Raw genomic sequence first — 21,036 nt, 5'->3', positions numbered from 1 at the left:
TCAGTTATTATGATTACCAAATATATTAAGAAAACCCTTTTCGCTGGTATGGTTGGCTGTACCTTCCTGGCTACTGCATCTTGCAGCGATAGTTACATGGAGGAGCTCAATACCGACGAGACCAAGGCGTCATCGATTGCTCCAAGCGCCCAGCTCACTACAGCATTGCTGCAGACCTATGGCGACTTCGGACTGATGGACACCTATCGTAGCTACATTACTGGTTTTACACAGCACTTCGCAGGTGGATGGAACGTTAGCAACTATGCTGGTAGCGTACATGCACAGGACGATCAGATGCGCCTGATTTGGGACCAGTACTATGCTGTGGCTATCAAGAATATTGTAGATGCCATCGCAAATTCTGAGGATATGCCAAACACCAATGCCGCTCTGCGCATTCACCGTGTTTACCTCATGTCGGTTCTTACCGATACCTATGGCGATATTCCTTGTACCGAGGCTGGTTTAGGCTTTGTTAAAGGTATTTCTAATCCTAAGTACGATACTCAGGAGGAGATTTATAACTTCTTCTTCGATGAGTTGGCTGCTTGTGTAGATCAGCTTGGTACTGGCACCGATAATATTGGTGGCGACGTAACCAGCCTGTATGGCGATCCTGCAGCTTGGCGTAAGTATGCCAATGCCCTGCGCCTGCGCTTTGCTATGCGCATCAGCGATGTGAACCCTACTAAGGCTCAGCAGGAGTTCGAGATGGCCCTCTCGGCTAATGGCGGTTATATCGCTTCTGAGGCCGACGATGCCTACATTATCTATACCGACAGCCCCTTTACTCTCTACGACGGCTCACGCGACCTTGATTTCCGTGTAAACGCACTTGGCGAGATTCTGTATGGCCAGGATCCTACTTCGCCAACATTTATCTGCTCCACATTCTTCAATATCTTAAAGGATAACAACGATCCACGCCTTTATCGCATCTGTCGTCACTACATCAACACCAACCGTTCGGAGATTAAGCCCGACCGCGAGTGGAATATCGATGTTACTGATGAGGTTATTGCTTATCTCGACAAGGTTGATACCTATACCGCTTGTGTACCAGGTGCTGCCTGGTGGAGCGATTGGGTAAATGCACCTGCTAACTCTGAGATTCCTACACTCGAGAAGTATGTAAAAATGTATCCCGAGGCTGGTTTCGATCAGAACAACTTCAATGCGCGTATGATTCGTCCATTCCTCTCTATCGACTTTGAGATGCCCGAATGTCCTGGTACACTCATCAACTCAGCCGAGGTAGAGTTCCTGCTGGCCGAGGCAAAGCTCAAGGGATGGAATGTTAACGGTACCGTTGAGGAGCACTTCAAGGCTGGTATCAAGGCTTCGATGGCCTGGATGAACAACCACTATCTGCAGAACAAGGATAAGATTGCCGATGCCGATATCGATGCCTACATCAATGGTTTGATGAACGCTGGCGTGCTTACTGCCAATGCTAAGGAGGCCATCAACACTCAGGCTTACATCCTGCACATGATGAACCCTGCTGAGGCTTGGGCTAACCTGCGTCGTTCCGACTATCCTGTACTGGCCGATCGTACAAAGTTGCCTATCCGTTCCGACTTTACTTACGACGATGCTAATCTGTCAACACCTAATCGCCTGCGTTACCCCATCCTGGAGAACCAGTACAACAGCGAGAACTACAAGGCTGCCATCGAGCGCATGGGTGGCAAGGACGATTGGCACAAGCGTCTCTGGTGGGACACAAGCGATATCAATGTCGAGTAATAATTTTAAAGAAATAATTGCATTATGATTACTAAGAATATATCAAAATATCTCGCCATGTTCTTCATGGTTTGCGGCATGGCTGCTAATACAGCTTGCACATCTGATGAGGATCCGTTCTTCACGGCTGGCGAGGACGATTATCCCCGTATCCTGAATACGGATATCCCCGAAGGTAAGGGTGGCGAGCCTGGCGTGCTCATGACCATCGAGCGCACCCAGAACTTCCAGTTCGACGTAATGGTTACCCCCGTTAAATACACCACCGTTACCTGGCTTATCGACGATGAGCAGGTAGCCGAAGGTCTTTCTATCGACACACCTGTACTGGCTGGCGAGCACATCGTAAAGATTGTAGCTGCTACCACTAAGGGCCTTGAAACCTCACGTACCTGCAAGCTCGTTGTTCTGCCTGCCGAGGGTGATCCCTCACTGGCCGGCGACGGCAAATCACGTTGGCTCACTATCGGTAGCACCAAAACTATCGATTGCACCAATGCTGCTAACGTAACCAAGGTGTTCGTGGGCAAGCAGGAGGCTAGCAACGTATCGTTTGCAAACGGAAAACTTACCTTTACTGTTCCCAGCATCGCCGAGGGCGAGTACACTGTTGTTATCGAGGCCGATGGCGCACGTTATGGTTGCGGTGTATTCACAGTTAGCAATACCGAGTATGTTGATCCAGGCGTAAAGGAGACTGTACTCTGGGAGGGCAGCACCGAGATTAACTGGGGCGATGCAAACGTTACTGTCTCAGCTGCCGATATGGCTAATGTGCCTGTAGGCGCTACCATCCGTTTGGTTTACGAAATGGTCGATATGCCTGATGGCTATCACGCTTTGCGTATCACCACACCTTGGTGGGGCGATAATGCCGAGGATCAGATCGTAGCTCAGTTCGACCTCACAGCCGACACACCAAACCCATTCGAGTTCACCTACACCGAAGCCAACAAGGCAATTGTAGATGAGCGTGGAGGTATGCTCCTTGTAGGCTACGGTTACAAGCTTACAAAGGTGGTTGCTGTAGAGAATGTAGCTCCTGCCGAGACCACCCTTTGGGAAGGCGGCATCGAGATTAACTGGGGCGATGCAAACGTTACTGTCTCAGCTGCCGATATGGCTGCTGTGCCTGTTGGCGCTACTGTGCATGTTTACTACCAGATGGCCGATATGCCTGATGGCTATCATGCCCTGCGTATCACCACACCTTGGTGGGGCGATAATGCCGAGGATCAGATCGTAGCTCAGTTCGACCTCACAGCCGACACACCAAACCCATTCGAGTTCACCTACACCGAAGCCAACAAGGCAATTGTAGATGAGCGTGGAGGTATGCTGCTTGTAGGCTACGGTTACAAGCTTACCAAGGTAACATTTTCGAAGTAAATAAAACATCTATACTACCATGAAACATCAAGGGCTGGTATTCCTCCACACGGATACCAGCCCTCATTTTGTTTAACCATTATATCACAACTTATTTTAAGGTGATAATTGCGAAATCTCTCAACCTCTCACTCAAATCTTCTGAAACTTGCATAAATACTGGGGATAGAGGAGGATGAGAGGTTGCTCCAACCTCTCATGTGGCTAAAACGCTTTGTATATAAAGGTTTCAAAGGTATTGAGTGAAAGGTGGAGAGGTTTTTGCAAAAAAATCATGCCACCATTAATGCTGACATGAGTACTTATTAGATATGACTCCAGTACGCCTTAGGAAGTACTACAGTACGCTTACTAAAGTACTCGAGTACTCCAACGGAAGTACTTGAACTTTCTTGCCGATATAAAATAAGCCGCAACCCGGAAATGGGCTGCGGCTTGGTATTTAGGGAATGTATTCGACTTATGCGAATGGATTCTCTGTTGGGTAGTAATCGCCCTTGGGGAAGTTGTAGTCGATTTCCTCAACGGGGATGCCCATGTACTTGAGAACCTCCCAGAGATACTTACCCTGATGGCCGAGACAATTTTTCCGCCAATTATTTCTTTGTTTCAGAAAAAATCGTTAACTTTGCCAACCTAAAGTCAAACCATATAAAGTCACAGGTGGTGATTAGATAATGAAACAAACAGAATTACTTTGCAAAACTATTGAGCAAGCGCTTCATCAGGAGATACGCACGCCAAAAGATTTCGACCAGCTGAGAGAACGCATCTTTCTGCGATTACATCAGATGCTTAGTGCCACAACCCTTAAACGTGTGTGGGGCTACTTAGACAATGAGGGCGAACCAAGCGTGAGAACACTCGATACCTTAGCCCAGTTCATTGGTTACAAGAACTATCAGGCGTTTTGCATGCACTCTCCTGCTGATGGCATGGAGCCAAGTAATCTGGCCATGAATCGCCATCTGGATGTAAATGCCGACCTTGCTGTGGGAGAATGCTTAACACTCTATTGGCTACCTGACAGAGTGTGTCATATCCGCTATGAGGGCGATATGCGTTTTGTGGTTACAGCATCAGAGAACACTCGTCTGAAAGCAAACGATACCTTTTGCTGTAGTCTGATTATCGAAGGTGAGCCACTATATCTTAGTCAGTTGCAACAGGGCGATCAGGAACAAACCAATTATGTTTGTGGCAAACGGGGAGGCATTAGATATGAGCGATGATGCTTCAAGCTACATAGTAAGTGATTTCGAGGGACTCAGCTCCACCTTCTCCGAGATGGTTGAATTGCCATCTACGGGCTATTGTCGTTTGTACAAAGCCAAACGCTATGGGCGATGGTTTCTGCTCAAATGTCTGAAGCAGGAACTATCATCCGATACCGCCTATCAACAGTTGCTTCGCAAGGAATTCGAGATTATGATGCGCTTGCAGCATCCATCTATCATGCAAGCCATTGGTATGGAGGATGTTTTGATAGCTGACGGGCATTACGAACGATGCCTCATAGCCGAATGGATTGATGGCGAGACGCTGGCTCAATATCTTGAGGCCAATCCCAGTCGTAGCGATCGCCAACGCATAGCTATCGATTTGGCAGAGGCTTTGGCCTACATTCATCACCAACAAGTGGTACATCGCGATCTGAAGCCCTCAAACATCATGATTACCTACAACGGCAGTTATGTGAAGATTATCGACTTCGGACTAGCTGATACCGATAGTCATGCCATACTGAAACAACCTGCTGGCACATTGAAGTATATGGCTCCAGAGCAAGCCACAAAAGCTCTACCAGATGTTCGTAACGATATCTATTCGCTGGGAGTCATACTTCTGGAAATGGATATATATAAAAAGGTGGCTGAGCGATGTCTACGCCCCATCCATCAACGCTATCAGAATATGGACGATCTGCTTGCCGCCCTTCATCAGCAGCGCAAGTGGCATTTCAAGCTTATGGCATCAGCCATGATAGCCCTGGTTGTCATCTTTGCTTTGATAGCAAAAGTGAATGCGATAAGTCATAAAGCCTCTGATTTAGAGAAACATACGGCTGAGCTTAATTTTCAGGTGAAAGTGCTGAACCACGAGATTATTGGCTTCGAGGACCCTGAGGCAAAGCAAAAATGCATCAGCCATTGGGATTATGATCACGATGGTGAACTGAGCTATCAAGAAGCAGCCTCAGTAAAGTCGCTTGGCGATGTGTTTACAAAGGACACGCTGTTGCGATCGTTCCCAGAACTGGAACACTTTACTGGTCTTAACGAAATTGATGCTTGTGCCTTTTGGGATTGCACCCACCTGGAGTCAATCCGCATACCTCGAACGGTACGTTTTATCCGCCAGAGTGCCTTTCGCCATACAGGTCTGCAGATGATAACCATCCCCAGTAGTGTCGTAGCTATAGGCGACCATATACTGGAAGAGTGTCCTGAGCTTGAAACAGTCATCTTCGAATCAGTATTACCCAACACCAACGATGGTGCTCATCATCTGGTTGACTGCCCCAAACTCTCTGCTATCTTTGTGCCAGAGTTCTATATGACAGAAACGAATGAGAAGAAATCTTGGCAGAGTCTCAAACCATATATCCATAAGTATATAGAGTTTCGCGATCCGGCAGTTAAGTCCGTCTGTGTTAGTCATTGGGATAGTAATGGCGATGGCGAATTGTCTATAGACGAGGCTATGGCTGTTACCTCGCTTGGTGGTGCTTTTTCTGGAAATACGGCTATACGCAGCTTTGATGAGTTGCGCTATTTCACAGGCTTGAAAGAGATAGAGGCAAGTGCTTTCGAACTTTGCAATAATCTTAAGTCTGTACAACTGCCTCGCTCTGTAGAAACGCTTGGCGAGAATGCCTTTCTGAAATGCGACTTTAACGCGTTTTACATCCCATCTGGCGTCACTCATATTGCCTCGACAGCATTGGGTGGAAACCATCATCTGTGTAAGGTAGAAATAAGTGCCGATAATCCCGTTTATGATAGTCGTGAAGATTGCAATGCCATTATAGAAACTGCTACCAATCAGATGGTTACAGGTAGTGTTACAGCCTTTATACCCAATAGCATAACGAGTCTTAGCGACGAATGCTTTAATTGGTTTAATCGTCCTGAGGTTACCATTCCCGCTCAGATTACAAGCATTGGACCATGGAGTTTCGCTTGTGTCTTCCAGAGAGTTTATTGCGAATCGTCTGTTCCGCCAGCTTATAGTTCGCTTGGCGGTAGTGCCCATTTATTCCCTACAGAGCATCCTCATCCAGAAATCTACATTCCTTATGGTTCAGTCGAAGCATATAGCAAGACTGAAGGTTGGAACCTCTTTGTCCATCGTCTTCATGAATTCCCAGCTAAACCAGCACCCGTAACAACAGATTTTTCATACTATTTTAAAACTTGGACCAATTTGGACCAATTAAGTTTCCTGAATTTCGATTAATTTTGCACCGAAATTAAATTTTTCGGCTCACAATGCAACTTAATTCAGAAAAATATTATACCTTTTCACCAATGGTTAGAAATAGCCATTGTTTTCGAGGAGAGCTAATAAGCTTTGACCCGTCAGAGAATCTGGAAAATTCAAAGTATGCGGGCGAGAAGACTGAAAGCTGCTTCTCCTGCAGTAGCATATATACCGCTAACTCCGCTATGGAGTCGGCTCACATATATACCTGCAGGTGTGAGCCGATTTTCATTCTTACGCATACAGGTATTCCAGAACCTTCTGACTAGGGATGTCAAGAAGGCTCACACTCATGTGCCTGTATGAGAACCTATTTGGAATAAATATTATCCGTTAAACAATTAAATTTTAAAAGTATGAAAACAAAATTCATGTCAGTTTCGATGAGTTTACTCATCGCAGGTTTCACATTGTGCGCTTGTACAGAAGGTCTTGGTGGTGTAGGTGACAACCCAATTACTCCAGAGACTCCAACTACTCCTGATGAGCCAGAGACACCTGAGACACCAACAGAGATTAAGGGTATTCTTTCTGAGATTTCGGTTGAATCTGAGGGCAATAACGGCGTTCTTGCTTTCACTTATGGTGATGATGGTAAGGTTACAAAAGCTGCTTATAAAAGCGTAGATCCATTTACAGGTGATTCTTACGAAGGATTATCATGCACCTTTACCTATGAAACTGATAAAATAACCGTAAAGGCCAAAAGAGACGATAATGTAGAGACTAAGGTCTATACCCTTACCGATGGTGTTGTTACAAAATATGCAGATGATTATGGCTACGATGAGTTTACCTATAAGGATGGTAAACTGATTGGTTTCAAGGCCTGGGAGAAAAATGAAGAGTCAGGTGAAATGGAAACTGATGAATTATTTGATTTTTCTTGGAATGAAAATGTTATTGCTAGTTACGAAAGATATGAACTGAATGACCAAGAAGAAAAAGAAGATGTAAATAATTACACCGTAACCTATGGTACAGTTAAGGCTGGCGTTCTTGCTAATATCTTCTTCTATGGTGGTGGAGTCTTTGAGCTTCCTTTCTATGTAGAGGATTTGGCTGAATCAGCTCCTATCTTCGACAAACTTGGCGCAATGCCTGAGTATCTGCCTGAGAAGTTGGTTAGAACTTGGAAAGAAGAAGGAAATGATGTCACAAGAACCATTACTGCAAAATACACCTTGGATAGCAACAACCTTGTTACTAAGGTCGTTGTCAAGGTTGTTGAAGGCGAAAATACCGAAGAGACAACTTACAACCTTAAGTGGAAGTAATCCTATCACAATTTATATAAATCAAAAAAGCCGCAACCTTGAAAGTTGCGGCTTTATTATTTAGAATGTATCGCTTATGCGAATGGATTCTCTGTTGGGTAGAAGTTACCCTTAGGGAAGTTGTAATCGATCTCGTCAACGGGGATGCCCATGTACTTGAGAACCTCCCACAGGTACTTACCAGCGTGATCGAACATCACAGCGCAGTGGTGTGGGTAGTGCTTCTCGATGAGCACGTGACGATAGAAGCGGCTCATGTTCTTAACACCGAAGATACCGATAGAACCGAATGAGCGTGTAGCTACAGGAATAACCTCACCCTGAGCGATGTAAGCGCGGAGCTTGGTGTCGGCTGTGCTCTGCAGACGATAGATAGTAGCCTTGCCTGGCTTGATGTCGCCCTCGAGAGTACCGTTTGTTACCTCTACAGGCAGAGCGCGTGCCATGATGCGCTGGAAGCACATGCTGCAGTTGCAAACCTTAGAAGAAGCGGTGTTACCACAGTGGAAGCCCATGAAGATCTCCTTGTCGGTGTACTCGTCGCACAGGAACTTCTTGCCCTTGATGCTCTCCTCGTACATATCGTTAGGAACGGTGTTGTTGATGTCGAGCAGTGTAACGGCATCCTCTGTGATGCAAGTACCGATGAACTCAGACAGTGTTCCGTAGATATCAACCTCGCAGCTAACGGGGATACCGCGGCTGGTGAGACGGCTGTTTACATAGCAAGGAACGAAACCAAACATGGTCTGGAAAGCAGGCCAGCACTTGGTGGTGAGTGATACGAACTGGCGGCAGCCCTTGTGAGCCTCGATCCAGTCGGTCAGAGTGAGCTCATACTGAGCGAGCTTAGGCAGAACAGAAGGAATCTTGTTGCCAGCACCCAGCTCATTAGCCATATCCTTCACTACATCGTCGATACGTGGATCGCCCTGGTGCTTCTGGAACGACTCCAGCAGGTCGAGCTCTGAGTTCTCCTCGATTTCAACATCGAGATCATACAGGGCACGGATAGGAGCGTTACAAGCCAGGAAGTTGTTTGGACGAGGACCGAAGCTGATAATCTTCAGGTTCTGCAGACCAACGATAGCGCGAGCGATTGGCAGGAACTCGTGGATGAGCTCTGCACAGTGGTCAGCATCACCAACTGGCTCCTCTGGGATGTAAGCACGAGTCTTACGCAGAGACAGAGCGTGGCTGGCATTCAGCATACCACAGTAAGCATCGCCACGACCATCAATCAGGTCGTTCTGAGTTTCCTCGGCAGCAGCACAGAACATAGCAGGGCCATTGAAATACTTAGCCAGCATGGTCTCAGAAATCTCAGGACCGAAGTTACCAAGATATACACAGAGTGCATTACATCCTGCCTTATTGATATCCTCGAGGGCCTGCTGCATGTGGATTTCGCTCTCAACAATGCAGATAGGGCACTCGTAGATGCCATCCTTACCGAATTTCTTCTCATACGCAGCGATAACAGCCTTACGACGGTTAACAGCTAATGACTCAGGAAAACAGTCGCGAGATACAGCGACGATTCCAACTTTAATTTTAGGTACGTTGTTCATATTAAAATGAGTTTGTTAATAAAGTAATGATTTTCGTTTCAAGCCACAAAGTTATAACTTAATCCCGAAATCACAAAGAATTTTAGAAAAAATAACAGCCGATGATACAATTCTAATATATGGATGATACATTTAAAACATATTTTTGTTACCTTTGCAAACGTAATGGAACAGTTAAAAGAAAAATACGAAAAGTTTAAAGCTTGGCAGATAAAGCCTCACGAGGTGGTGAAGCTATCGGCCGAGAAGCATGTTTGTGCCACTTGCGGCACAGAGTTTCATGGCAACTACTGCCCCAGATGCGGACAGAAAGCTGCCATCGGTCGTTACTCGTTCAAGTCGGCTTTTCTGTTGTTTCTCGATGTGTGGGGATTAGGCAACCGAGGCATGTTCCGTACCATTCGCGATTTGTTGCTGCGACCTGGCTATATGATTCGCGACTATCTGAACGGTATGCAGATGGCGTATTTCCCTCCTTTCAAGATGTTCTTCCTATTAATAGCCCTCTCGGTTCTGGTAGAATCGGGCCTTAATGTGAAGTTTGAAAATACCATCAATAAAACCAAGAAAGAGTCTGTACAGGGATTGAATGATATAAATACCAATACCCAAATAAACGAAACCGATGCTAACAAAATCGTTACTGATACGTTTGACATTATCGGAAAACCCATCATCGTTCAAACAGCCCAAAACAAGCATAATAAAGTCATCAATATTAACGGCGAATCGATTGAAACAAAAATTTTAAAGAAATTAGAAAACATCGTAAATTGGATTATCGACAACCAAACTCTAGTTTCTTTCCTTTGGCTTATCACGCTTTCATTACCATTATACCTGTTTTTCCACAAGAATCCTAATATACCAGACTTACGTTATTCGGAGTGTTTCGTAGCGATGGTATATATCACAAATATGATGACAATTATTAGTACAGCTGGCAGCTTTTTCTTGCCAGGAAAATCTACGGCGATAGAATTACTATCGTATATACTTTCTATCGTACCGATGAAACAGCTGTTCGGATTTAGTTACAAGCGCACCATCGCCAAACTGATAGGCGCCTTTGTACTGCTTACAATTGCAGGCATAACACTCATTGTTATGATAGTTTGTTTGGGCATATATTTGCTACATCTGTTATAATCGTGATGACTGAAACAATATTTTGCTTATTAAATTTGGTTTTTTCTGCGATTTGCACTAACTTTGCACCCGCATTAATAATGTACGGAAACAAAATAATATATAGATACAATGGATTACAATTTCAGAGACATCGAACAGAAATGGCAGAAGCGATGGGTTGAGAATGGAACCTATCGTGTGGTGGAAGACAAGAACAAGAAGAAATTCTATGTATTGAACATGTTCCCCTACCCATCAGGAGCAGGTTTGCACGTAGGTCACCCACTTGGCTATATCGCCAGTGATATCTATGCCCGCTACAAGCGTCAGCAGGGATATAACGTACTGAACCCCATGGGTTACGATGCTTACGGACTGCCCGCCGAGCAGTACGCTATCCAGACTGGTCAGCACCCTGAGAAGACCACCTTCGACAACATTAACCGTTACCGCTCGCAGCTGGATAAAATCGGTTTCAGTTTCGACTGGGAGCGCGAGGTTCGTACTTGTGATCCTATCTACTATAAGTGGACCCAGTGGGCCTTCCAGCGCATGTTCAAGAGTTACTTCAGCACTTCATCGCACAAGGCCCAGCCTACCATCAAGCTGATTGAGCACTTTGAGCTGATGGGTACCGAGAACTGTAATGCTCTTGGTACAGAGGAGCTGCACTTTACTGCTGCCGAGTGGAATGCCTTCTCGGAGAAGAAAAAGCAGGAGGTATTGATGAACTACCGTATAGCCTATTTGGCCGAGACAATGGTTAACTGGTGCCCTGCACTTGGTACCGTACTTGCCAACGACGAGGTTATTAACGGTGTATCAGAGCGTGGTGGTTATCCTGTAGAGCAGAAGAAGATGCGCCAGTGGTGTCTGCGTGTATCGGCTTACGCTCAGCGACTGCTTGACGGACTTGATACTATCGACTGGACCGACTCGCTGAAGGAAACCCAGCGCAACTGGATTGGACGTTCAGAGGGTACTGAGGTTGAGTTTAACGTTGCCGACAGCGATAAGCACTTTACCATCTTTACCACTCGTGCCGATACTATGTTTGGTGTAACCTTCATGGTGCTGGCTCCTGAATCAGATCTCGTAGCCGAGCTGACAACTGCCGACCAGAAAGCTGCAGTAGATGAGTACCTGGCTTATGTAAAGAAGCGCACAGAGCGTGAGCGCCAGATGGACCACAAGGTAACAGGTGTGTTCTCAGGTAGCTACGCTATCAATCCATTTACCGACGAAAAGATCCCCATCTGGATTTCAGAATATGTACTGGCAGGCTATGGTACAGGTGCCATTATGGCTGTACCTGCTCACGATAGTCGCGACTACGCCTTTGCCAAGCACTTCAACCTGCCCATCATCCCACTGATTGAGGGTGCTGACGTAAGCGAGGAGAGCTACGATGCCAAGGAGGGTATTGTTTGCAACTCTTCATCAGCTAAGTTCAGTTTGAATGGTTTGACTGTTAAGGAGGCCATCGCTGCCACCAAGAAATATGTTACCGAGCAGGGCTTGGGACGTGTAAAGGTTAACTACCGTTTGCGCGATGCCATCTTCTCACGTCAGCGCTACTGGGGTGAGCCATTCCCTGTTTACTACAAGGACGACATGCCTTACATGATTCCAAAGGAGTGTCTGCCTCTCGAGTTGCCTGAGATTGATGAGTACAAACCAACCGAGACTGGTGAGCCACCATTGGGACGCGCTAAGATGTGGGCTTGGGATACTAAGACCGACAAGGTGGTATCGAAGGATGAGATCGACAACAAGACCGTATTCCCACTCGAGCTGAACACCATGCCTGGTTTCGCAGGCTCATCAGCCTACTATCTGCGCTATATGGATCCCAAGAACGAGCAGGCTCTTGTTAGCAAGGATGCAGATGAGTACTGGCGTAACGTAGACTTGTACGTAGGTGGTACCGAGCACGCTACCGGTCACCTGATTTACTCACGTTTCTGGAATAAGTTCCTCTTTGATTCAGGTTACAGCTGCGAGGACGAGCCATTCAAGAAGCTGGTTAACCAGGGTATGATTCAGGGTCGTTCTAACTTCGTATATCGTATCGAGGACGAGGGTGCCGATAAGGGTAAGTTCGTAAGTCTGAACCTGAGAAAGAACTACAAGGAAACTACTCCTATCCACGTAGATGTAAACATCGTATCGGCTGATATTCTGGACATTGAGGCCTTTAAGGCTTGGCGCCCGGATTATAACAATGCTGAGTTCATCCTCGAAGATGGCAAATACATCTGTGGTTGGGCTATCGAGAAGATGTCGAAGTCGATGTTCAATGTGGTTAATCCCGATATGATTGTAGAGAAGTATGGTGCCGACACCCTGCGTCTTTACGAAATGTTCCTGGGTCCTGTTGAGCAGAGTAAGCCTTGGGATACCAACGGTATCGATGGTTGTCACCGCTTCCTGAAGAAGTTCTGGAACCTCTTCCAGAATGGATTCGACGAGGGTGCTGCTACACCCGAGAACCTGAAGAGCATACACAAGCTTATCAAGAAAGTATCTACCGATATCGAGACATTCAGCTATAACACATCTATCTCGGCCTTCATGATCTGCGTGAACGAGCTGGGCCAGCAGAAGTGTAAGAACAAGGAGATGCTGAAGACTCTCGTTATACTGATTGCTCCATTTGCACCCCATATGGCCGAAGAGCTGTGGGAGATGCTGGGTGAGCAGGGTAGTGTATGCGACTCACAGTGGCCAAAGTGGGAAGAGAAATATCTGGTTGAAAGTGAGGCCAAACTTGGTGTTGCCTTTAATGGTAAAACTCGCTTTGATATGACTTTCCCTGCTGATGCCGACAATAAGACCATCGAGGAGGCTGTACTGGCCGATGAGCGCGCTCAGAAGTACCTCGAAGGTTTCCAGGTAGCAAAGGTTATCATCGTCCCTAAGCGTATGGTGAACATTGTATTAAAGAAATAATGACTATCGATCACAAGATGATTTGGAATGAGGTCAAGGACTATATGTTTATAGCCCTTGGCCTTCTTCTCTATACCATCGCCTTTACAGTATTCCTGATGCCATATCAGATTGTTGCTGGAGGCGTAACTGGTTTATCAGCTATTATTTACTACGCCACAGGTTTCCATTTGGAAAATACCTATATCATTATCAACGGCATATTATTGGTGGTTGCCTTGAAGATATTAGGCTATAAGTTCCTGATGAAGACCATTTTTGCCATTTTTACGCTTTACTTCATGTTGAAGTTTGCTCAGGATATTATTCCTAAGCAGGAAAACGGCTTGCCGTTTAAGCTCATGGGCGAGGGACAGGACTTTATGTCGATGATTATCGGCTGTGTGATTACAGGTATCGCGCTGGCCACCGTATTCTTGCATAACGGTTCAACAGGTGGTACCGATATCATAGCTGCATCAGTCAACAAGTACCATCCTGCCGTATCGCTGGGTAACGTACTGATTGCTGCCGACTTCTGTATCATTGGTTCGTGTATGTTCTTCCCCCAGTTCGGCACCTATCTCGAACGTGCCCATAAGGTTATGTTCGGTTTCTGCGTGATGGCGATGGAGAACTATGTATTGGATTACGTGATGAATGCCCGTCGCCAGTCGGTACAGTTCATGATTTTCACCCGTAAATGGCAGGAGATAGCCAATGCTATCGGTACCGAAACCAAGCATGGTGTAACTATTCTGGATGGTCACGGATGGTACACAGGAAAACAAGTAAAAGTGCTTTGTATCCTGGCCCGAAAGAACGAGAGTATTTATATCTTCCGTCTCATTAAGATGATCGACCCCAATGCGTTTGTATCGCAGTCGAGCGTAATCGGTGTATATGGCGAAGGCTTCGATGAGATGAAAGTAAAAGTTAAGAAGAGAGAAGAACAGAAAAAAATGAAAATAGTATTTGCCACCAATAATCTGAATAAGCTGAGCGAGGTTAGAAAGATTCTTGGCAACAAGTTCGAAGTGCTATCGCTTGGCGAAATAGGTTGTCACGACGACATACCTGAGAAGGGTCAGACACTGAAGGATAATGCCCTTATAAAAGCCCAGTGGGTTTACGATAAGTATCATGTTAACTGCTTTGCCGATGATACAGGCTTGGAAGTTGATGCCCTTGGAGGTGCACCTGGTGTATATAGTGCCAGATATGCCGGCGGTGTAGGTCACGACTCTGAGGCTAACATGAAAAAGCTGCTCTCCGAACTCGAGAACAACGATAATCGTAAAGCCCGATTCCGCACCGTTATCGCCCTTATCATCGATGGAAAGGTAACTACCTTTGATGGTATCGTAAACGGTGTTATCACCGAAAGCAAAAGAGGTGGTGAAGGTTTTGGATACGATCCAATCTTTATGCCTGATGGCTATAACAAGACATTTGCCGAGTTGGGCACAGGTATTAAGAACAACATCAGTCATCGCGCCAAAGCCGTACAAAAGCTGGCTGATTATCTATTAAAAAGGTAGCGTATGAAGAGGTTGCTAGCCATCGTATTTACAGTATGCTATTGCTTTATGGCAACAGCGCAAATAGGTACATGGCGCAACTATCTGGCCTATTACGATGTTCAACAGATATGCAAGACCGACAATGAGCTGTTTGTGCTGGCATCGAACGGTCTTTATCAGTATAATCTTAATGATGCGAGTATCACAACCTATGATAAAGTAAACGGGTTAAGTGATACCCGCATCACTCATATAGCCTGGAATCAAAAAGCCAAGCGATTGATAGCCGTTTACGAAAACTCGAATATCGACTTAATAGAACCCGATGGCGACATTATTAATATCTCAGCCCTCTATACCAAATCGATAACCGAGGATAAAACGGTTACAGCCATCTCTATCGATGACGTGTACGCTTATCTCACCACTAGTTTTGCTATCATTAAAGTAAACATGCTGAAGGCTGAGATATCAGAGACTTATACTAAGAATCATCCCGATTATACGCACAATCTGCAACCTTATCAGGATGATTACAATCAGTATATCGCTACCGTATCAACCCTTAATCCAGGCGGACCAGCTTATAACCGTTTCTACCAGTCGAAATTCATCAATAACAAGCTATATACCACAGGTGGCTATTTCTTGCCTGCAATGCCCGATAATACCCTTCCAGGCACCATTCAGGTGTATGATGGTAACAACTGGACGCTGTATCAGGAGCAGATAAACGAGATAACAGGCTACGCTTATGTAGATATCTGCTGTATTGATGCCGATCCTAACGACCCAGAACATGTGTTTGCCGGAGGTAGATGCGGACTCTACGAATTTAAGAACGGTAAGCTTATTACCTATTATAATAAGGATAACAGTCCGCTGATGGCTGCCATCGACAGAGGTAAGCAACTTGGTAACGATTACCTATTAATATTAGGTATAAAGTTCGATGCTAAAGGTAATCTCTGGGTACTTAACAGTTTGGCTAACGGGGTTAGCTTATTGGAGCTTACAAGCGATAAGGAATGGATTAGTCATCACCACCAAGAGCTTACCGATGAGAATGGAATTACAGTATCAGGACTTTCAAATATGATGTTTGATAGTCGTGGACTGCTTTGGTTTACAAACAACTTTTGGCAGAATCCATCAGTATTCTGCTACGATACCAATCAAGACGTGATACTGAAATACGACCAGATTATTAATCAAGACTATACCAAATATGCCATCTACCACACCAACTGTATTGCCGAAGATAAAGAAGGTAATATGTGGATAGGTACAGATGTTGGTCCGTTTATGATTCAGGAGTCAGAAATCGGACAGTCATCAGTAACCTTCTATCAGGTTAAAGTGCCACGTAACGATGGTACGAATTATGCTGACTATTTGTTGAATGGAGTAGCCATCAACAGCATTGCCGTAGATGGTGGAAATCGTAAATGGTTTGGCACAGATGGCGCTGGCATTTTCCTCATTTCGTCAGATAATTTGATACAAGAAAAGAGCTTTACTACCGATAATTCAAAGCTGCTTTATAACAACATCTCGTCTATCGCCATCAATCCACAATCGGGCGAGGTTTTCTTCCTCTCGGATAATGGTTTATGTTCGTACCAGAGCAATGCTGTAGAACCCAACGAGCAGATGACTAAAGATAACGTGATAGCTTATCCCAACCCTGTTACACCCGATTATACTGGCTTGGTTACTATTACTGGATTAAGCTACGATGCCGATGTGAAGATTACAACAGCCACTGGCACCATTGTAGCCGAAGGACGTAGTAATGGCGGTATGTTTAACTGGAATTGCTGTAATAAGCAAGGAAAACGCGTAGCAAGCGGTGTTTATATGGTGATAACAGCTACATCGGATGGTAAGAAAGGTACCGTTTGTAAAATAGCCGTTATCAATTAAATAAAAAGCTGGAGTTAATTAACTCAACTCCAGCATTCTATTAATTGGCTTAACAGCTTCTTTAGCTATCTCAGGATCCACCTCTATTTGCGGACTCATACTCTTTAAACAGTTATAAACCTTCTCGAGTGTATTCAATTTCATGTAATTACACTCATTACAACTGCATTCCAAGCCACTCTCGCTGATTTCGGGAGGTACAGGAATGAATTCCTTATCAGGACAAGTACGCTGCATCTCATGCAGAATACCAGCCTCTGTAGCCACTATAAACTGCTTCTTATCGCTCTGCTGGGCATAGTTCAGCATCGTAGCTGTGCTTCCCTTAACTTCGGCCACAGCCAATACAGGTGCCTTACACTCCAAGTGTGCCATCACTACAGCATCGGGATACTGCTTCTTAAGTTCCAGAATCTTCGAAACCGAGAAACGCTCGTGCACATGGCAACCACCATTCCAAAGCAACATCTGGCGACCTGTTACCTCGTTGATATAGTTTCCAAGATTATAGTCAGGACCAAATATCAGCTTAGCATCCTTTGGTAACTGATCAACTACTTTCTTGGCATTTCCACTGGTCACTACCACATCAGTTAATGCCTTAACAGCTGCTGTGGTATTTACATAACTGATAACCTGATAACCTGGATGCTCATCCTTAAACTTCTTCAGGTCATCGGCCTTACAACTGTCGGCCAGCGAACAGCCAGCTGCCAGATCAGGACAAAGCACAATCTTATCGGGCGATAGCAGCTTACAGGTTTCAGCCATAAAGTGCACACCACACATAACCATTACTTTCGCATCAGTCTCTGCTGCCTTACGCGCCAAAGCCAACGAGTCACCTACAAAATCGGCGATATCCTGAATATCACCAATCGTATAATAGTGAGCCAGGATGATGGCATCCTTTTCCTCACACATCTTACGAATCTCAGCTTTAAGCTCCTTTGTTGTCAACACCATATAATTTTTATATTTCTTTTTTATTTATTTCTTAAAAATAGAATAAGTAGTATGATATGCCGTGAATATCTTGATAACTTTTCAGCGTTTTTGTTGTATATTTGACTATTAACTTCAAAAATTCACTTATTAACTATTACTGTTAATTCTTTCTATCTGATAATGAACCACTAAGCATACTTATCCACAATTTCCAATTTTGGTGCAAAATTAATAAGTTTATTATTTATTTCGGCAAAAAAGTGTGGAAAACTTGCGAAAATATACGTAATAAACCTGTGGATATCCTCAAATGTAAGGGTGGAGGGTATAATTAACAAGTTATTAACATAGTTATCCACACACTTATCAACAGGTTTTTCCACAATTATTTGGTAGTTTGTTTTCTATGTAGTAACTTTGCAGGCAGAATGAAGAAGTTACGTACAATAGAAATGGAGCGTCTGACTGTCGACGAGTTTAAGCAGGCAGACAAGTTGCCACTCATTGTGGTATTAGATGATGTGCGATCGATGCATAATGTTGGTAGTGTTTTCCGTACTGGCGATGCTTTCCGCATCGAGGCAGTTTATCTTTGTGGTATTACCAGCACACCACCCATGGCCGAGATTCATAAAACAGCTCTTGGTGCCGAAGATAGTGTAACATGGAAATACTTCGATACTGCACTTCAGGCTGTCGAGGCTTTGAAGGCTGATGGCTATCAAGTCTATTCAGTTGAACAGGCTCATGGCTCAACCATGCTTCAGAACTTTACACCTATTAATAATAATAAGTATGCCGTGGTGTTAGGCAACGAGGTAAAAGGTGTTCATCAGGAAGTAATCGATGCTTCGGATGGTTGTTTAGAGATACCTCAGTTTGGCACCAAACACTCCATGAATGTATCAGTAACAGGTGGCATTATCATCTGGCATTTTGCAAAAAATATCATTCTTTAGTAAAAAAGTTGTTGCTTGGATGTCACATTTCTGAACTTTCTACGTATAAAGGATAAAAGCAACAAAGAAAAAGAATGACAACTGACGAGTTTAAACAACAGGCAGAAGGGCTTAGGCTTCAACTAATTAGTGTGGCTCAGAGATATCTGGGCACTACTGATGAGGCTGAGGACATCGTACAGGATACGATGGTTAAGCTTTGGCTGATGCGCGAACAACTTGTTTCGCCTATTTCAGCTTTTGCCTGCATGGTTACTCGCAACCTATGTATCGATTATCTGCGCAGAAAGCATCCCACAGTAGATATTACTCAATTATCTTACGAAGATGATCTGAGTGATGATGGTGAGCAGATAGAACAGATGCTACGCATAATCGACTCACTTCCTTCAACGCAACGAACCATTCTGCAAATGCATCATCTGCAAGGTATGAAAACCAAGGAGATTGCTATCGTACTTGGTTCAACCGAGGTGGCTGTGCGTAAAACGCTGAGCAGAGCCAGATCAATGGTACGTAAACGCTTGATAGCTATATTCGCAGCTGCATCGTTACTGATAGGTATATCGATGGTAACAGTTCATGTGCTGAAAGTAGAAAACAGCGATGAATGTGTAGCTTATGTATATGGTAAGAAATATACCGACCAGCAGACTGTTATGGCTGAGATGAAGCGAACGATGGGTGAGATGACTGAGGATAATACTCAGAATGAGATAGAACAACAGTTGAACGATTTATTTAGCAATTAGTAGAGATATGAAACGAGTACTGATGATTTTCATGGCGTGTTTTTGGATGCTGCTTACAGCTAATGCACAGAATGGACTGAACATAGAACCACTCTTTGCAGGGAAGATTATTCCTCAGCAGCGAATGGTTGAAACACGAGTAAAAGGTAAGATGCTCTCCAAGTATCAGCTTACCTTATTCCGCAGTGTGCGCTTTCAGGCTAACAACAAGCAGGAGATTACTCGTGTACACGATTTGATAGAACTTGATAAGAAAAAGTATCCTAGCAATATCTATTCTGATAACTACTCAAGTACCAAGAGTCGTTCAAAGGAAACCTTGATGCTACAACTGTCCAAAGAGGGCAACCACAACCGTTTTCTATGCTATAAACGAAATAACGAGGAGGTTACGGTTATCTATATGGAAGGTACGCTTAATTCGCTGGATACATTACGAGAATTAATTAAATAAAGATATAACGATATGAAAAAGCTATTTATTCTTTTCCTCTTGGCTGTTTCGGCCACAGTAAATGCAACTACAGTCGCCGATAACGACACCCTGACCATCCTGAAACCTCAGAAGGTACGTATCATCACAGGTGATTCTATCCAGAAAGTAAAAGTGTATGGACGTGAGAACGACAATAAGTACACCTATGAAAGTAAAATTCTGTTGGTTGACTCTAACTATGTGAGCGAGACCAGCATCAACAAAGATACCTGGAACTTTGATTTTGTAAAGAAACATGCTAAAGGTACAGGTTATCCATTAAAGTCCAATTTTGCAAGTATGCGATTGGCTGTTGGTTTGTGTTATGGTGCCAATGCACAATATAGCAGTTCACAGTCGGTAGGTAGCTCCTGGGAAATCATGTGGACTATTATGGAATGGGAGAAATATAAGTATGGTAAGCACAATGGTTTTTCAGTAGGCTTTGGTGTTGATTGGCGTAATTTCCGTATTGATGGTCGTCAGTATTTTTATAAGGCCGGCGATGGCATGCTGTCGGAACAGAACTATCCTGCAGGTTATGAGCCTGATTTTTCTCGTATAAAGGTATTCAGTCTGCAGATTCCTGTGATGTGGAAATATCGTACCAAGAAATTTACTTTTGGTTTAGGTCCGGTCATGAATTTCAATACCTACGCCAGCATCAAGAACAGATATCGCGATGCTGATGGTAACAAACACAAGGATGTGTATAAGCAGATTCATCAGCGCCCTATCACAGTAGATATTATGGGTGAGTTAAGTATCTATAACAAGGTAAGCATCTATGCCAAATACTCGCCAATGAGTATTCTTAATTCTACCTATGGCGATGGTATTAATTTCCACCCCGTATCGTTTGGTGTATATTTCTGATAATGTTTAGATAATAATAACAAAGAAATCCCACAGAAGTTTT

At 44.4% G+C, this 21,036-nt stretch carries 15 protein-coding genes; 13 read left to right on the top strand and 2 right to left on the bottom strand.

Annotated features, from left to right (window positions below; all coding sequences use genetic code 11):
- Positions 1-9 precede the first annotated feature (9 nt).
- The 5 genes from BLU97_RS02645 to BLU97_RS02625 all read left to right on the top strand — a co-directional run bounded on the left by BLU97_RS02645 (position 10) and on the right by BLU97_RS02625 (position 7,901).
- A complete protein-coding gene (locus BLU97_RS02645; RefSeq protein WP_074760125.1) occupies positions 10-1,752 on the top strand; it encodes a SusD/RagB family nutrient-binding outer membrane lipoprotein in 1,743 nt (580 codons plus the stop codon).
- 24 nt (positions 1,753-1,776) lie between these two features.
- Entirely contained in the window at positions 1,777-3,141 is a 1,365-nt protein-coding gene (locus tag BLU97_RS02640; protein ID WP_074760124.1) for an IPT/TIG domain-containing protein, read from the top strand.
- Positions 3,142-3,818: 677 nt separating this feature from the next.
- Positions 3,819-4,373, top strand: a complete 555-nt coding sequence (locus tag BLU97_RS02635; RefSeq protein ID WP_013064448.1) for a hypothetical protein — start codon at positions 3,819-3,821, stop codon at positions 4,371-4,373.
- Positions 4,339-6,600 carry a protein kinase domain-containing protein gene (locus tag BLU97_RS02630; RefSeq protein ID WP_175456282.1) on the top strand — a complete coding sequence of 754 codons (2,262 nt, stop codon included), beginning with the start codon at positions 4,339-4,341 and terminating at the stop codon, positions 6,598-6,600. The genes BLU97_RS02635 and BLU97_RS02630 overlap by 35 nt, the downstream gene beginning before the upstream one ends.
- A gap of 380 nt (positions 6,601-6,980) precedes the next feature.
- Positions 6,981-7,901, top strand: coding sequence for a hypothetical protein (locus BLU97_RS02625; RefSeq protein WP_139208718.1), 921 nt, complete (start codon positions 6,981-6,983; stop codon positions 7,899-7,901).
- A 74-nt stretch (positions 7,902-7,975) separates the two neighbouring features.
- Here BLU97_RS02625 and BLU97_RS02620 read toward each other — a convergent pair whose 3' ends face one another.
- On the bottom strand, positions 7,976-9,472 hold the full coding sequence (locus BLU97_RS02620) for an L-fucose/L-arabinose isomerase family protein (protein WP_074760121.1): 1,497 nt from the start codon (positions 9,470-9,472) through the stop codon (positions 7,976-7,978).
- Between the two features lie 165 nt (positions 9,473-9,637).
- On the opposite strand from BLU97_RS02620, the gene BLU97_RS02615 reads away from it, so the two are divergent.
- The 4 genes from BLU97_RS02615 to BLU97_RS02600 all read left to right on the top strand — a co-directional run bounded on the left by BLU97_RS02615 (position 9,638) and on the right by BLU97_RS02600 (position 16,983).
- On the top strand, positions 9,638-10,621 hold the full coding sequence (locus BLU97_RS02615) for a DUF3667 domain-containing protein (protein ID WP_074760120.1): 984 nt from the start codon (positions 9,638-9,640) through the stop codon (positions 10,619-10,621).
- Positions 10,622-10,732: 111 nt separating this feature from the next.
- On the top strand, positions 10,733-13,555 hold the full coding sequence (gene leuS / locus BLU97_RS02610; protein WP_074760119.1) for a leucine--tRNA ligase: 2,823 nt from the start codon (positions 10,733-10,735) through the stop codon (positions 13,553-13,555).
- On the top strand, positions 13,555-15,075 hold the full coding sequence (locus BLU97_RS16410; protein WP_074760118.1) for a non-canonical purine NTP diphosphatase: 1,521 nt from the start codon (positions 13,555-13,557) through the stop codon (positions 15,073-15,075). The genes leuS and BLU97_RS16410 overlap by 1 nt, the downstream gene beginning before the upstream one ends.
- 3 nt (positions 15,076-15,078) lie before the next feature.
- Positions 15,079-16,983 carry a two-component regulator propeller domain-containing protein gene (locus tag BLU97_RS02600; protein WP_074760117.1) on the top strand — a complete coding sequence of 635 codons (1,905 nt, stop codon included), beginning with the start codon at positions 15,079-15,081 and terminating at the stop codon, positions 16,981-16,983.
- A gap of 18 nt (positions 16,984-17,001) precedes the next feature.
- Here BLU97_RS02600 and nadA read toward each other — a convergent pair whose 3' ends face one another.
- Entirely contained in the window at positions 17,002-17,949 is a 948-nt protein-coding gene (gene nadA, locus BLU97_RS02595; protein ID WP_074760116.1) for a quinolinate synthase NadA, read from the bottom strand.
- 410 nt (positions 17,950-18,359) lie between these two features.
- Between nadA and BLU97_RS02590 the strand changes: the two genes are divergently transcribed.
- The 4 genes from BLU97_RS02590 to BLU97_RS02575 all read left to right on the top strand — a co-directional run bounded on the left by BLU97_RS02590 (position 18,360) and on the right by BLU97_RS02575 (position 20,993).
- The gene (locus tag BLU97_RS02590; RefSeq protein WP_074760115.1) at positions 18,360-18,890 is read left to right on the top strand and encodes an RNA methyltransferase; all 531 of its coding nucleotides are present in this window, start codon (positions 18,360-18,362) and stop codon (positions 18,888-18,890) included.
- A gap of 74 nt (positions 18,891-18,964) precedes the next feature.
- Positions 18,965-19,642 (top strand): RNA polymerase sigma factor, encoded by a 678-nt coding sequence (locus BLU97_RS02585; protein ID WP_074760114.1) that lies wholly within the window; start codon positions 18,965-18,967, stop codon positions 19,640-19,642.
- Positions 19,643-19,649: 7 nt separating this feature from the next.
- Positions 19,650-20,096: a DUF6108 family protein gene (locus BLU97_RS02580; protein ID WP_074760113.1), complete on the top strand. Its 447-nt coding sequence runs from the start codon at positions 19,650-19,652 to the stop codon at positions 20,094-20,096.
- 12 nt (positions 20,097-20,108) lie between these two features.
- A complete protein-coding gene (locus BLU97_RS02575) occupies positions 20,109-20,993 on the top strand; it encodes a hypothetical protein (protein ID WP_074760112.1) in 885 nt (294 codons plus the stop codon).
- Positions 20,994-21,036: the final 43 nt, after the last annotated feature.

Origin of the sequence: Xylanibacter ruminicola, from assembly GCF_900107775.1 — a bacterium.
In the GTDB taxonomy this organism is placed as follows: domain Bacteria; phylum Bacteroidota; class Bacteroidia; order Bacteroidales; family Bacteroidaceae; genus Prevotella; species Prevotella ruminicola_C.
This window is presented reverse-complemented; position numbering and strand designations above follow the sequence as displayed.

Excerpts from the sequence above, each read along its gene's own strand:
- BLU97_RS02600 (WP_074760117.1), top strand. The coding sequence starts at position 15,079 with ATGAAGAGGTTGCTAGCCATCGTATTTACAGTATGCTATTGCTTTATG.
- BLU97_RS02575 (WP_074760112.1), top strand. The coding sequence starts at position 20,109 with ATGAAAAAGCTATTTATTCTTTTCCTCTTGGCTGTTTCGGCCACAGTA.
- BLU97_RS02645 (WP_074760125.1), top strand. The coding sequence starts at position 10 with ATGATTACCAAATATATTAAGAAAACCCTTTTCGCTGGTATGGTTGGC.
- BLU97_RS02580 (WP_074760113.1), top strand. The coding sequence starts at position 19,650 with ATGAAACGAGTACTGATGATTTTCATGGCGTGTTTTTGGATGCTGCTT.
- BLU97_RS02625 (WP_139208718.1), top strand. The coding sequence starts at position 6,981 with ATGAAAACAAAATTCATGTCAGTTTCGATGAGTTTACTCATCGCAGGT.
- BLU97_RS02640 (WP_074760124.1), top strand. The coding sequence starts at position 1,777 with ATGATTACTAAGAATATATCAAAATATCTCGCCATGTTCTTCATGGTT.
- BLU97_RS02635 (WP_013064448.1), top strand. The coding sequence starts at position 3,819 with ATGAAACAAACAGAATTACTTTGCAAAACTATTGAGCAAGCGCTTCAT.
- BLU97_RS02620 (WP_074760121.1), bottom strand. The coding sequence starts at position 9,472 with ATGAACAACGTACCTAAAATTAAAGTTGGAATCGTCGCTGTATCTCGC.
- BLU97_RS02615 (WP_074760120.1), top strand. The coding sequence starts at position 9,638 with ATGGAACAGTTAAAAGAAAAATACGAAAAGTTTAAAGCTTGGCAGATA.
- BLU97_RS02590 (WP_074760115.1), top strand. The coding sequence starts at position 18,360 with ATGAAGAAGTTACGTACAATAGAAATGGAGCGTCTGACTGTCGACGAG.
- nadA (WP_074760116.1), bottom strand. The coding sequence starts at position 17,949 with ATGGTGTTGACAACAAAGGAGCTTAAAGCTGAGATTCGTAAGATGTGT.
- BLU97_RS16410 (WP_074760118.1), top strand. The coding sequence starts at position 13,555 with ATGACTATCGATCACAAGATGATTTGGAATGAGGTCAAGGACTATATG.
- leuS (WP_074760119.1), top strand. The coding sequence starts at position 10,733 with ATGGATTACAATTTCAGAGACATCGAACAGAAATGGCAGAAGCGATGG.
- BLU97_RS02585 (WP_074760114.1), top strand. The coding sequence starts at position 18,965 with ATGACAACTGACGAGTTTAAACAACAGGCAGAAGGGCTTAGGCTTCAA.